The sequence below is a fragment of the Desulfosporosinus burensis genome, from assembly GCF_054657535.1.
On sequence record NZ_BAAHYN010000008.1, the window covers coordinates 54,817 to 66,979 of the forward strand.

The following is a 12,163-nucleotide window of genomic DNA, read 5'->3' on the forward strand; positions in this document are numbered from 1 at the left end:
TGGAGATCGGACTTGCCAAAAAAACGAACCCCCCCTAGTACTTCGGTCTAGGAGGTGTTCGTTTTTTGCATATAAAAAAGGATTTTTAAAGATGGAAAGGGAAGAAAACATATGGAACAAATTTCCTTAAAGAGACAAGAGGAGTGATGTTTTGAATATCTTGATTGCCGAAGATGAGAAAGATCTCCGTGAGCTTTTAAAGCTGCTGCTTATTAAGGAAGGATATCATGTTTATGATGCGTTTGATGGTTTAGTAGCTCTCGAAGTCTTTCTAAAACATTCGATTGATCTTGCTATACTCGACGTCATGATGCCAAAATTAGATGGTTTTAATCTACTACGCAAGATACGAGAAACGAGTGAAATTCCGGTCATCTTTTTAACTGCTCGGGGAGAGGATATGGATAAAATTTTAGGATTAGGACTTGGTGCAGATGATTATATGATTAAGCACTTTACAATGGACCCAGTATTTCAAGGTATCGGGTATACGTGGAACCGTTATAGTCGGAATGGGAGTCTATATTACGACAAAAAAGGAGAAACCATTAATTTCTATTCTCGGATAATAATCTATCCTGAACAAAAGACCGGTGTTTTCATATCCTTTAATACTCCACCACCCATGCGAAGTTTAGAGGGTATCTCGAATAAAGTAACAGAGCATCTTTTGGGAAGTGAAAAAGAACAAGAATTCTACAACGGCAAGGCTCTAAATGATATAAGTGGCTACTACGTCTTAACCTGGTCGACATTTAATCAGCCTGAAAAATTTTTAAATATAGTTATTCCGGAGAGGACAATTCATATTACAGGAAGTATAGCAGAAGGGTTTCAACTTGATGGAGAAGCGTTTATTCCTGTGGGCAAGGATTATTACCGTTCTAAGCTTGGTTATGTCAAATTTATAGAAAAAGAGGGAAAGGCGTACCTTTCTAGTAATACTTCTTCTTCCTATTTACGTACATCTTGGTATGAATACAGAGGATGGCAAACGTTAGTCGTAGTATTCTTTATTGGTTTTTCGAGCGTCGGATTTATTGTATCGTCAATTTATCTCCTTTTGAGTCTTAAAGAAGAGAAAACGTCAGAATGTAATCCCGGCAATACTTGTAACTCTACCAGGAATCGTCCTCTTCCCCCTTTCTGCTTTCATGTGTAGTCTGACTCTCTCATCTATCAGTGTAGATACAATGCAGCTAATGATACACTTAAAAGTTTTAAGTGGTGGTATTTCAAGCGTAGGATTTCTAGGGATATTGGCTACTATCTACTTTTGGCGTCAGAAGAAAACCAGCTTTATTCGCTTCTTCTATACGGGTTGGAGTATTGCCATTATGCTGTTTGTGCTCTGGCTTGCACTGGTAAACTTAGTGTAAATAAATAAACATGGGTTATAATAATTAAAACGCGTTCTTCAATAGAGTGAACGCGTTTGTTTTGACATATTTGTTCTTGCCGTAGAGTTTAGAACACATTAGAACCCATCAGAACTCGTGCATAGGAGCGCCTAACTGTTTCCTTGTCTGTTCTAGAGCTTTCTCTAAAACAGGCAGATCTTGAGGTGTTAGAATTTGCTCGGTGCCGTCTTTGATTTTCTGGATGGTTTCTAAGATCGGTACAACCCTATATTGGAGTTTGCCGTTGCTTCGATAAGCGTGAGAATAAGTAGCATCATAAGAAATCTTCTTCAGGCTTGTGGTATTAGTGTCAAAGTCTTTAACAAACTTCAGATTAAGTACTAGCCCGCTATTTCTTTCCAGGCCGTTCTGCGCACTGATGAAGTTGCCCATGGAATAGATGACGAATTTGTTTTTGCCATTAATTTTCTTAATTTCCATGGGTTCAATGACATGAGGATGACTTCCCAAAATCACATCAACGTCTGCTTCAAGAAACTTTTGGGCGAGTTCCTTTTGTTGTTCTGTGGGTTGTTGACGATACTCCTCGCCCCAGTGCAGTACCAAGACTAAAACATCCACCTTCGGTCTCAGAGTAGAGATATCTGCCATGATTTTGTCAGGTTCGATGATATTGACCAAGTAGGGGGCATGCTCTGGGAGAGGGATGCCGTTGACGCCGTAAGTATAAGCAATATATCCAATCTTAATGCCGCGAACTGATTTAATAAGCGGTGAGTTATGCGCTTCCAGACTTGAAAAGCAACCGATGGTATCCAAGGAAGCGTTTCGTAGAACTTCTAAGGTTCGAAGCGCACCTTTATACCCCCTGTCTAGGATATGGTTGTTGGCGGTTACTATTAGGTCAAATCCAGACTTTTTAAAGGTATCGGCTATAGCATCTGGACTGTTGAACAGGGGGTAGCCAGTATACCCAGAGTCCGGTCCTGCCATGGGTGCTTCAAAATTGGTTGAGGCATAGTCGCCGACTTTAATCAAGTGTTCCACTGGAGAGAAGAAAGAATCGAAGTTGTATGAGCCTTCCAGTTGTTGGCCTCCCCAAATCTGAGTGTTGTGCATTAAAATGTCGCCTGTCGCGACCAGTGTGATCGCTTCTGTTTTAAGAGCTTTGGGTTCTGGATTAGTTGAGGGTTTCTGTACGACTCCAGTAACCTCAGAAGGAGTCAATGAGGATGACAGGGTAGGGACAGTGGCGCAGCCGGTTAAGATCAAACATAAGACTAACATAAGGATACTTTTCACGTTTATCATCATAATTACTCTAATTCCCCTAACTCATTAAGATCGCTTTTAGAAGAAGCGGTGGTATTGATATGATATAATCGTTGTTACCATTATGACTGAAGTGCAAATTTTGAGCAATACATTTTCTGGAAGTGAAAACTATAACCAGAAAGTGAAAAGCAGGTAGGGTTGCAGGTATTATTATTTTATAGTCGAATGTCATCCCAATAATTCGACTATAAATCTGAGGATGGAGCGACAGATGTGAAGAAGGCTATTTTTATACTCAGTGTTCTCTTGGTATTGGGGCTATCTCTTTTTAGTCATCAACCCATTGTACCGTCCGGCACAAATTCTAACCCACAGGTAACTCAAGCAGACCTTGCTTTTGCGGTTTTAGGAGATGTTCATGGCAACAATGCTAGCCTTCAAAAGGCGATCTATGATCTGCATAGTATTAATCCTGCAATGAACGCACTGGTCCTAAATGGAGATACGGTGGATCAAGGGATAACTAGACAATACACTGCACTACAATGGACTCTATTAAAAAATAGGTCCCAATTACCTCAAACAATCATCAAAAATATTGGGAATCATGAATTTTTTAATTATGAAATCGAGATAAATACTCCCAAGGATGTGGAGGTCTTTATCAATCGCTACCTCGAATTCGCGGGTGAAGAAAAGGTCTATCACGATCGTTGGCTTAAGGGCTATCACTTTATTTCGTTAGGGTCTGAGGATGGCAATTCCTACACTCTTGATTCTATAAGGGCATATATATCGGTTGTACAACAGCAATGGTTAAAGGAAAAACTAGCTGAAAATCATGTCTCAGGTAAACCAATGTTTGTTTTTCTTCATCAACCACTCAATAGTAATCCGAATAACGGATGGGTTGGATCTGAGCAAAGTGAGGAGATTAAGAAAATTCTTGCCCAATATCCTGAAGCGATACTCTTTAATTCCCACACTCACGCTGATTTGTCGGATAATAGTGTGGTATTAAACCAACCTTACACTAAAGTTCATACTGGCGCAGTACATTATACCATCGTACGTCGTGCTGAAGGTCAATCTAGAACAAGAGAACCTCTTATTAAGGGCTTATATATAGAAGTCTATGGCAATAAGGTGGTTATAAAAGGAAGAGATCTGAAAGAAAAATCTTGGCTCTTTACTCAGGAGATCCCCAGTAAACTCGGTTAACTTAAGTTGAACATCGAATCTTATGATTAGATTAACTGAATTGGGACCTAAAGAAAACCACCTTTGAGGTGGCTTTTCTGTCTTATATAAGAAGTGTCATATATAAGACAGAACGTTTATTATCTAAGCATTTTTACTTGAACCGCAGCTTTAATATAATTCGATTAGCAGATATAATGGACTATGCATAATAAGAAGACCATAATCGGGAGGTTCGACCATGAAAGTATTAAAAGCCATGCAAATGAATCGTTGTATAGGCTGTTTATCTTGTATGATAACTTGTGCTAGCGTAAATCAGCAGGACCACTCCATTTTAAAAAGTGCTATTCGCATCAAAACAAGTGGAGGATTATCGGGCAAGTTTATAGCGATAGTCTGCCAAGCCTGCCAAGGGGACGTTCCCTGTGCAGAAGTTTGTCCGACCGGAGCCCTTGTCAAGCGCCAAGGTGGAGGGGTTATTCTAAACAAAGATAACTGTGTCGGATGTCAACGCTGCGTTCTTGCCTGCACAGTCGATGCTATTTATTTCGACCCTGACACCAAAAAACCTATTGTCTGTAAACATTGCGGGGTCTGTGCGCGATTTTGTCCACATGGATGTTTACAGTTAACAGAGGGGGTACGGTGATGTTATACGAAAAAGCGATTCGGGTTTTAGACATAGATCTCGCTACGGGCGTAATTAAAATCACGCGGAGGACTGATTTGACAGAATATCTCGGTGGTGTTGGTGTGGCGTCTAAATTGCTCGAGGAAACTATGCGACCAGAACTTCCACCCTTAGCCTCTGAACAACCGATGGTCCTGGCGATTGGCGCAATCTCTGGAATTTACCCCCTGATTACCAAGACTGTAGGGATGTTTATTTCTCCCTTGACAGGTGAGCTAGGGGAAAGCTATGCGGGAGGAAGACTGGCCTTGACGTTATCGATGGCAGGCTATGATGCGGTCGTAATTCATGGTCAAGCCTCTCGACCTTCCTATATTACGATTAATGGCGGAAACATCGCAATCAAAGATGCTCGTGCAATATGGGGTATGGATTCGGATACCGTTGGCCAATTTATTCGAGATCATGAAAAAGGAAGCGGTAAGCGTAGCATTATGAGAATCGGGCCTGCTGGAGAGAAGATGGTTAAGTTTGCCAGCGTTTGTGTGGATACCTATCGGCATTTTGGTCGGCTTGGCTTAGGAGCTGTGATGGGGAGCAAAAACCTGAAGGCTATTGTGGTTACTGGAGACAAGACTACGAAAATCCAAGACCCTAAAGACTATTTTCGTGTTTATCAATCGATTTTTAAATCGGTCACTGAGACGGATCTCATGTCAAAATATCATGACCAGGGCACCTCAATCAATGTGGAAGCAATCAACGAATTAGGAGCTTTGCCTACTAAAAATCTGACGGATAACCGCTTTGATGGGGCTGATCAAATCAGCGGAGAATCCTTTGTCAAGAATAATCTCGTCCGTAAGATGGCTTGTACGGGTTGTCCGGTTGGATGTATTCATATTGGCCAATTTCGACGAGTCTTTGACGAGGGTTATGATTATGAATCAGTGAGCGTTGCTTACGATTATGAGCTAATTTATGCTCTGGGAACGTTACTCGGCATTAGCAAGACGGATGAAGTCTTACATCTTATCGAAGCTGTGGAAAAGACAGGCTTGGATGCCATATCGACTGGCGTCTCCTTGGCTTGGGCAACTGAAAGCTTAATGAAAGGGATTGTGACGGAAGCAGAAACTCTTCTTCCGCTAGCCTTTGGAGATACGAATAAGTATTATCGGGCTGTCATGTATCTAGGGAACCGTGAGAATGATTTTTATCGTGTTCTGGGAGAGGGGACACGATCTGCTGGAGAGAAGCATGGGGGCAAAGACTTTGCCCTTCAGGTTGCCGGCAATGAAATCCCAGGTTATCACACGGGCTATGGAAACATAGTTGGGCTTACCGTAGGCGCTCGGCACTCACATTTATGTAATGCTGGTTACGCAGTTGACCAATCGATAAAACTATTTGACGAGAACAAAGCCGTCGATACTCTATTCGAAGAAGAACTCGAACGCTGTGTTCTAAACTCCCTTGTTATCTGTCTCTTCGCTCGAAAATTGTATAACCGAGAAACAGTCCTGAAAGCGCTAAAGGCTGTTGGCTATGAACTTACAGACGACGATCTCACAACAATCGGCAAAAGGGTTTTGGCAACGAAGCTACGCATTAAAGAAAAACTAGGTTTTGATCCTCGGCAGGTGAAATTACCAAAACGTTTCTTCGAAACGCCTAGTATGCATGGCAAGCTCGACTCGACTGTAGTGCAAAGAATGATTCAGCAGTATGTAGGAAAATGTTCGCTACTGGTACAAAATTAACAATTTAAAGCTCTGTTTAGCTATTGAATAATAAATCCCTGAGTATAGTTCGGGGACAATGGGTAGAGGATAATGGTAGGTATAATAAATGACAGAACAGCAGAGTGACCGAAAGTATAGGTGAAATAATGAATAGAGTTATTATTGTAGAAGGGAAAACTGACAAAAAGCAGCTGGAACGAATTTTGGATGAACCTGTGGAGATTGTCTGCACCTATGGGACGTTGGGGCTTGATAAGTTAGAAGAATTGATTGCGGAATATAGTGAGGATGAGGTCTGCGTACTTTTGGATGCCGATGATGCTGGCAACAAAGCTCGGCGTTTGTTTAAGCAAGAATTTCCCAACGTTCGACACGTCTACACCCACAGGATGTACCGAGAGGTGGCAACTACCCCACTCAACGTTTTGACACAAATTCTTGAGGGTGCCCACTTTGCTGTGAAAATGCCAGACGGAGAAGAAGAAATCAATAACCGTAGGTTAAACAATCGAAGCTAAAAGCTAAAGAAGGCTGCTAACGTCTATGGCGCACCATTAGCTATTCTAGTCTGTAGTGATCACAGTAATGTTTGGAAGCGACCTCTGGATGGGAAGACAATGGTGGATATTGATGCAACATATGGCTAAAAACAAAACTTGGCTTACGCCAAGTCTTAGTTGCACTGATGCTTCCAGAAAGTATACAACTTAGAGTTATACTTTCTGACAAGTATAAAAAATAGAGCGGGCAAAAACCCGCTCTTCTTTAATTTTACATGCTTAAAATATTATTGATAGGATTTAACGATCTCTTGGAGCTTCAAAGCCAATCCCATTTTACCTTCAACCTTTAAACTACCAGTCATAAAGGCCATCGTGGCATTAAGATTATCGTTGAGTAATTTTGAGAAGTTTTTCTCATTGAGGATTAAGGTTACCTCTGCATTATGTACATTTCCTTCTACTACTTCCACTTGACCGCTTTTAAGGACTATTTGTAATGAACCACTTTCCTCAAGATTGATTTGAAACACGCGGTCTTTTTCTTCCTTGATATGCTCTGGGTTTGCGTTCATTTTCTCCACAAGTGCATTTAGTTCAGCAGTCACACTCATAGTGATCTCCTCCCCCCCCCTCAATTCATAACATGAATAGCTATTCATTTAGAATATACCATATATAAGTAATTCTTTCAAAACATTTTTATTAAAAAAGAATTTAAATTGGGGATTTGTCTGATCAAGGGAGTTATTTCTAACATGCACATAAATAATATACCATAAATACAAATTGTTCCCAAATAGGCTTATGTGAATATAATGTAACAAATAGAAGGAGGTGTTTGATCTGATGTATGGTTGTGTTGGTAAACCAATTTGTTGTCCCCCACAATATTGCGTGCGAGACTATTACACTCAGCGAATTGTCCCAGTAATTCATCCTATAGTGAATATTAACCGCCAGAATATTATTGATGTTCCCCAGCATTATTATCAGACGATAACAAGAAACGTTGTTGTTGACCAAGGCTATCAAACTAATTTGGGTAGAGTAGGTTATACTGGTTACTCTGAAGGTCGACTCTTTTAATTGATCTGAAACTCTCAATGCCACGCTTGGGTAAGCGTGGCATTTGAACTAGTCTGCTTTTGGTCACCTATGTATAGCTAAAGAGCACATGTCAAATAATAGTTGTAAGTGAAGCAGGGCGAGTTCACAAAAAAGAGGTTTTGGAGGTGTATTTGTGAAAATTTATCGTGTCAACATGGCTCAACTCACGTTTGTCGCGGAGGAAGTACCAGAAGAGTGGAAGCTGCTTGGAGGCCGGGGGCTAACTTCGGTTATCATAGCTCAAGAAGTTGAGCCAACGTGTCATCCATTGGGCAATAAAAACAAATTAGTTTTTGCACCGGGGATGCTTACTGGCACCATGGCTGCTAATGCAGGACGTTTATCAGCCGGTGCCAAAAGTCCGTTAACTGGTGGGATCAAAGAAAGTAATTCTGGAGGGACGGCGGCCCAAAGATTGGCGAAGCTGGGAGTAAAGGCTTTGATCATTGAGGACATTCCAGAAGGCGATAAATGGTACAATCTCCATGTTCATAAAGAAGGAGTAAAAATCAAAGAAGAGACAGAACTTCTGGGTAAGGGCAACTATGAAGTCATCCATACTCTAACCTCTAGGTATGGCGAAAATACAGGGGTTATCACGATTGGGCAAGCAGGGGAATTTAAAATGTCAGCGGCTAATATTTCGGTTAAAGACCCCAAAGGGCATATTCGCAGCTTAGGTCGGGGTGGACTTGGTGCTGTTATGAGTTCTAAGAAGATTAAATACATAACGCTGGATGATAATGACGGAGAAGGCATTGAGATTCAAGACCGTGAGAAATTCAAAAATGCAGCACAGCTTTTCAATAAGGGGTTGCTTAATCACCCTGTCAGTGGAAATGCCTTACCTAAATACGGAACTAATGTGCTGATTAACATTCTTAATGAGGCTGGTGGACTGCCAACTAAGAACTTCCGAATGGGGCAATTTGATGGGGCAGAAAAGATTAGCGGCGAGACCATGTATGACACGATCATGAGTAGAAAAGGTGATCCTACTCATGGTTGCCATATCGGGTGTGTCATTCGTTGTTCTCAGACCTATAATGACAAAGACGAAAAATACTTAACCTCTGGTTTTGAATATGAAACGATCTGGGGATTTGGGGCAGGCTGCACAGTAGACGATCTCGATATTATTGCAGAGGTCGATCAGATTTGCGATGACATAGGAATTGATACGATTGAGAGCGCTGGAACTATGATGGTGGCCATGGAAGCAGGCATCCTCCCCTGGGGTGATGGAAAGGCAATGTTGAAATTATTTAAAGAAGAGCTTAAAGAAGGCACTTCTCTGGGCCGCATCTTGGGAAATGGAGCGGATTTCACGGGTAAAGCCTACGGGGTAACCCGGATTCCAACGGTTAAACATCAGACCATACCTGCTTATGATCCAAGATCTGTCAAGGGTATTGGGGTGACCTATGCCACTACTCCAATGGGTGCTGACCATACTGCAGGGTACTCGGTGACTCATAATATCTTGAAAGTTGGTGGTCACGTAGACCCATTGCTTAAAGATGGACAGATTGAGCTTTCGAGGAACTTGCAAATTGCTACGGCCTCTATCGATTCTGCTGGTCTTTGCGTTTTTACTGCATTTGCCATCTTAGACTATGAACCGGTTTCGCATGCTTTAGTTGAAATGATTAATGCCGAGTATGGAACGAATTGGTCTGTTGACGACTGGTTCAACATGGGACGAATGATACTGAAGACGGAAAGGGCTTTCAATGCAGCGGCTGGGTTTACCAACAAGGATGACCGTTTACCGGAATTCTTTAGTGAACCAGTGCCTCCCCATAATGCTATTTGGGATTTCACGGGCGAAGAGCTTGATCAAGTGCTTCAGTTATAAGTAAGTCGTAAATTTAATAAAGGAGAAAAGAAAACAGGGAGGCAGTTTAGTCAAACTAAGGAGGTAAAACCTATGGAAGTTAATGTTAAGCTTTTTGGAGATCTTCGTGAAGGCAGATTTATGCAGGAAAAGACACAATTAGAAGAGAACAGTCGGGTAATAGATATCATCAAAAAGCACAATCTGCCGTTAGAACAAGTGGCAATCTGTATGGTCAATAGTCGAGGAGCCCAATTAGAGCAAGTCTTGCAAAACCAAGATACCGTTGCTTTCTCTCCTCCGGTCGGTGGTATGTAGATAATTAATATGCTTAGACTTAGGAGGTTAGCAAAGCTAACCTCCTAAGTTTCTACAGAAGTGAACTCGTTCAACCAATGTTGACATGGAGGTAATAGAATGCCTGAAATTCCCGAAATGGAAATATACAAGAATTATTTAACTAAGTGGGTTAAGGATAAACGAATTATTGAAAGTAATGTCCTAAGAGCAAAAAGTCTTAACCTGGAAAGTACAGATTTTTGTCAGCGTATGACAGGTAAACTTATAAAAGACATCACCCGGAGAGGTAAATACCTAATTTTTCATCTTGACAACGATCATTATCTTCTGACTCACATGATGTTGGATGGCAGGCTTTATTACTTACCCGCGGAAAACATCGAAACACTTTCACAATTTGAGATTCTCCACAGTGATGCGGAGGAATTAAAACAAAGTATTAAAGAGTTACCTGGAAAAGCTAGTGTTGTTTTTGGCTTATCGGACGGTTCGGTGCTCTTTTTTTGCTCTCTTACATTGGGCTATTTGCATTATCTTGGGCAGGACCCACTAAATGAGAAATTAGAGGAACTCGGAAAGGATCCCTTAGATCCAAACTTCCGTGCAGAAGATTTTATGCAACTACTAGAGGGGAAAAGGGGTATGATCAAGCCTTGGCTAATGAATCCAAAAAATATTGCGGGTGTGGGCAATGCTTATTCTAATGAGGGGTTATTTAGGGCGGGTATTTTACCGACTCGTTTAATTTCTTCGCTTAGTAGGGATGATAAAGTAGGCTTGTATCACTCCTTGATTATGGTTCTTAAGGATTCTATACGTCTAGGGGGAGACATGGAAGAACGATTTGCTCCTTGGGATGATTTTACTGGAGGCTATAATCCACATTTTCAAGCGTATGACCGGGCCGGAAAAGCGTGTCTGTCGTGCAATGAAGTGATTCAAAAGATGGAGGTCGGGGGTAGGAATGCCTTTTTTTGCTCGCATTGTCAAAGATGACTCCCGTTCAATTCAGGAATCATCTTCTTATTGTTTCGTAGCCTTTTTTAGCGAAATGAGATAAGATTAATAAGAAGAAAATTATCGAAATTAAAGATTATGGGGAGAAAAGCATTATGAAAAAAAGCGTATTTTTGGTTATCTTTGTAGTTGTCGTAAGTTTCCTCAGCATTGTTGGGTGTGCTCAAGTTCAATCTGACACTGAAAAAAAAGTCACCGTCCAAACTATTTCAGCTGAAACTGCTAAGAAACGTTTAGATGCAGAAAAAGGGATTGTACTACTTGATGTAAGGACTGTGGCAGAAAACAATGAAAAACGTATTCCAGGTAGTGTGTTAATCCCAGTCGAGGTTATCAACTCACAGGCGCCAGAAAAGCTTAGAGACAAGGATGCTGTCATATTCGTTTACTGTCGCAGTGGAAGTCGAAGCACTATAGCCGCTCAAACACTTGCTAAGATGAACTATACCAATGTCCACAATCTAGGGGGTATCAATAACTGGCCATATCAAACAGAATCCGGCGCAAAGTAATAGTAATCTCAAGTTTAGCTGCAGGGTTGGAAGTTAAACGCAAAAGCCCATCTCCAACCTTCAGGCGTAAATATTAAAAACTTAGAATCCTCTGCGAAAATGTGAGGTTCAACAGCATATACTTCGAATTTTTCCCCAATATCAGCTACTCCTGGTATTTCTCTAACTGCAATTACGCTTGCCAATTCATCTTACTTCCTTTCGTTGCTTGTATAGTTTATTACTTGTTTACTAATCCGAGTCATCAGATTGTTTTAAAGTTGGAGTTACAGATTGAACAGGAAGGTCGTTCTTCACACTGTCATCCTTTTGATGCTGCTTAAGTTTGAGCTTTAAGCGTAATTCTCGCCATATAGCTAAGAGAAGCATTATAATAGCTCCTGCAAATGTAGACCCTAAGATTATTAGAACTAAAGGAACTTCTTTGGTTATCCATAAAATCTGAATAGTAACTAAGCTAGCATTTTGTACAGCAAAGATTGCAATCAGAATGGAACAAATAAGAGATAAAATAAGTACAAACATTTTGCATTGACCTCCTCGCTCGTTTTAACGTTATTCGACTGTAACCTACGAGATTCCTGCACATAGTTTGCTTAGTTCAACTTTATTGTGGAGTGTATTTTGTTATTTCTAAGAACTTGTTGTGGCATCGTGGCTGTGTAATTATTG

At 41.0% G+C, this 12,163-nt stretch carries 15 protein-coding genes; 11 read left to right on the top strand and 4 right to left on the bottom strand.

The window, feature by feature from the left end:
* Positions 1 to 151 precede the first annotated feature (151 nt).
* Complete coding sequence (locus ACYQ3Q_RS15110) at positions 152 to 1,162, top strand: response regulator (protein WP_459929367.1); 1,011 nt, start codon at positions 152 to 154, stop codon at positions 1,160 to 1,162.
* A 31-nt stretch (positions 1,163 to 1,193) separates the two neighbouring features.
* Positions 1,194 to 1,379: a hypothetical protein gene (locus ACYQ3Q_RS15115; RefSeq protein WP_459929368.1), complete on the top strand. Its 186-nt coding sequence runs from the start codon at positions 1,194 to 1,196 to the stop codon at positions 1,377 to 1,379.
* Positions 1,380 to 1,487: 108 nt separating this feature from the next.
* Here the strand turns inward: ACYQ3Q_RS15115 and ACYQ3Q_RS15120 are convergent, their stop codons facing one another.
* Positions 1,488 to 2,675 carry a CapA family protein gene (locus ACYQ3Q_RS15120; RefSeq protein WP_459929369.1) on the bottom strand — a complete coding sequence of 396 codons (1,188 nt, stop codon included), beginning with the start codon at positions 2,673 to 2,675 and terminating at the stop codon, positions 1,488 to 1,490.
* 234 nt (positions 2,676 to 2,909) lie between these two features.
* Here ACYQ3Q_RS15120 and ACYQ3Q_RS15125 point away from each other — a divergent pair, with 234 nt between their 5' ends.
* From ACYQ3Q_RS15125 to ACYQ3Q_RS15140, 4 genes are all read left to right on the top strand, one after another.
* Positions 2,910 to 3,857 (top strand): metallophosphoesterase family protein, encoded by a 948-nt coding sequence (locus tag ACYQ3Q_RS15125; protein ID WP_459929370.1) that lies wholly within the window; start codon positions 2,910 to 2,912, stop codon positions 3,855 to 3,857.
* A gap of 220 nt (positions 3,858 to 4,077) precedes the next feature.
* Positions 4,078 to 4,488: a 4Fe-4S binding protein gene (locus tag ACYQ3Q_RS15130; protein ID WP_459929371.1), complete on the top strand. Its 411-nt coding sequence runs from the start codon at positions 4,078 to 4,080 to the stop codon at positions 4,486 to 4,488.
* The gene (locus ACYQ3Q_RS15135; RefSeq protein WP_459929372.1) at positions 4,488 to 6,233 is read left to right on the top strand and encodes an aldehyde ferredoxin oxidoreductase C-terminal domain-containing protein; all 1,746 of its coding nucleotides are present in this window, start codon (positions 4,488 to 4,490) and stop codon (positions 6,231 to 6,233) included. The genes ACYQ3Q_RS15130 and ACYQ3Q_RS15135 overlap by 1 nt, the downstream gene beginning before the upstream one ends.
* A gap of 128 nt (positions 6,234 to 6,361) precedes the next feature.
* A complete protein-coding gene (locus ACYQ3Q_RS15140; RefSeq protein ID WP_459929373.1) occupies positions 6,362 to 6,733 on the top strand; it encodes a toprim domain-containing protein in 372 nt (123 codons plus the stop codon).
* A 269-nt stretch (positions 6,734 to 7,002) separates the two neighbouring features.
* On the opposite strand, the gene ACYQ3Q_RS15145 is transcribed toward ACYQ3Q_RS15140, so the two are convergent.
* Positions 7,003 to 7,329, bottom strand: a complete 327-nt coding sequence (locus ACYQ3Q_RS15145) for an SCP2 sterol-binding domain-containing protein (protein ID WP_459929374.1) — start codon at positions 7,327 to 7,329, stop codon at positions 7,003 to 7,005.
* Positions 7,330 to 7,564: 235 nt separating this feature from the next.
* Here ACYQ3Q_RS15145 and ACYQ3Q_RS15150 point away from each other — a divergent pair, with 235 nt between their 5' ends.
* From ACYQ3Q_RS15150 to ACYQ3Q_RS15170, 5 genes are all read left to right on the top strand, one after another.
* Complete coding sequence (locus ACYQ3Q_RS15150; RefSeq protein WP_459929375.1) at positions 7,565 to 7,804, top strand: spore coat protein D; 240 nt, start codon at positions 7,565 to 7,567, stop codon at positions 7,802 to 7,804.
* Between the two features lie 154 nt (positions 7,805 to 7,958).
* Entirely contained in the window at positions 7,959 to 9,683 is a 1,725-nt protein-coding gene (locus tag ACYQ3Q_RS15155) for an aldehyde ferredoxin oxidoreductase family protein (protein WP_459929376.1), read from the top strand.
* Between the two features lie 72 nt (positions 9,684 to 9,755).
* Positions 9,756 to 9,980 (top strand): MoaD/ThiS family protein, encoded by a 225-nt coding sequence (locus ACYQ3Q_RS15160; RefSeq protein WP_459929377.1) that lies wholly within the window; start codon positions 9,756 to 9,758, stop codon positions 9,978 to 9,980.
* 99 nt (positions 9,981 to 10,079) lie between these two features.
* The gene (locus ACYQ3Q_RS15165; RefSeq protein ID WP_459929378.1) at positions 10,080 to 10,958 is read left to right on the top strand and encodes an Fpg/Nei family DNA glycosylase; all 879 of its coding nucleotides are present in this window, start codon (positions 10,080 to 10,082) and stop codon (positions 10,956 to 10,958) included.
* A gap of 116 nt (positions 10,959 to 11,074) precedes the next feature.
* On the top strand, positions 11,075 to 11,491 hold the full coding sequence (locus ACYQ3Q_RS15170) for a rhodanese-like domain-containing protein (protein WP_459929379.1): 417 nt from the start codon (positions 11,075 to 11,077) through the stop codon (positions 11,489 to 11,491).
* 14 nt (positions 11,492 to 11,505) lie between these two features.
* Here the strand turns inward: ACYQ3Q_RS15170 and ACYQ3Q_RS15175 are convergent, their stop codons facing one another.
* Both ACYQ3Q_RS15175 and ACYQ3Q_RS15180 read right to left on the bottom strand, forming a co-directional pair.
* Complete coding sequence (locus ACYQ3Q_RS15175; RefSeq protein WP_459929380.1) at positions 11,506 to 11,676, bottom strand: hypothetical protein; 171 nt, start codon at positions 11,674 to 11,676, stop codon at positions 11,506 to 11,508.
* 46 nt (positions 11,677 to 11,722) lie between these two features.
* On the bottom strand, positions 11,723 to 12,016 hold the full coding sequence (locus ACYQ3Q_RS15180) for a LapA family protein (RefSeq protein ID WP_459929381.1): 294 nt from the start codon (positions 12,014 to 12,016) through the stop codon (positions 11,723 to 11,725).
* Between the last annotated feature and the right edge of the window lie 147 nt (positions 12,017 to 12,163).

What these genes read in the sequence shown, in the direction of transcription:
- ACYQ3Q_RS15115 (WP_459929368.1), top strand. Translation starts at nt 1,194, where the DNA reads ATGCAGCTAATGATACACTTAAAAGTTTTAAGTGGTGGTATTTCAAGC.
- ACYQ3Q_RS15120 (WP_459929369.1), bottom strand. Translation starts at nt 2,675, where the DNA reads ATGATGATAAACGTGAAAAGTATCCTTATGTTAGTCTTATGTTTGATC.
- ACYQ3Q_RS15130 (WP_459929371.1), top strand. Translation starts at nt 4,078, where the DNA reads ATGAAAGTATTAAAAGCCATGCAAATGAATCGTTGTATAGGCTGTTTA.
- ACYQ3Q_RS15135 (WP_459929372.1), top strand. Translation starts at nt 4,488, where the DNA reads ATGTTATACGAAAAAGCGATTCGGGTTTTAGACATAGATCTCGCTACG.
- ACYQ3Q_RS15140 (WP_459929373.1), top strand. Translation starts at nt 6,362, where the DNA reads ATGAATAGAGTTATTATTGTAGAAGGGAAAACTGACAAAAAGCAGCTG.
- ACYQ3Q_RS15145 (WP_459929374.1), bottom strand. Translation starts at nt 7,329, where the DNA reads ATGAGTGTGACTGCTGAACTAAATGCACTTGTGGAGAAAATGAACGCA.
- ACYQ3Q_RS15150 (WP_459929375.1), top strand. Translation starts at nt 7,565, where the DNA reads ATGTATGGTTGTGTTGGTAAACCAATTTGTTGTCCCCCACAATATTGC.
- ACYQ3Q_RS15160 (WP_459929377.1), top strand. Translation starts at nt 9,756, where the DNA reads ATGGAAGTTAATGTTAAGCTTTTTGGAGATCTTCGTGAAGGCAGATTT.
- ACYQ3Q_RS15165 (WP_459929378.1), top strand. Translation starts at nt 10,080, where the DNA reads ATGCCTGAAATTCCCGAAATGGAAATATACAAGAATTATTTAACTAAG.
- ACYQ3Q_RS15170 (WP_459929379.1), top strand. Translation starts at nt 11,075, where the DNA reads ATGAAAAAAAGCGTATTTTTGGTTATCTTTGTAGTTGTCGTAAGTTTC.
- ACYQ3Q_RS15180 (WP_459929381.1), bottom strand. Translation starts at nt 12,016, where the DNA reads ATGTTTGTACTTATTTTATCTCTTATTTGTTCCATTCTGATTGCAATC.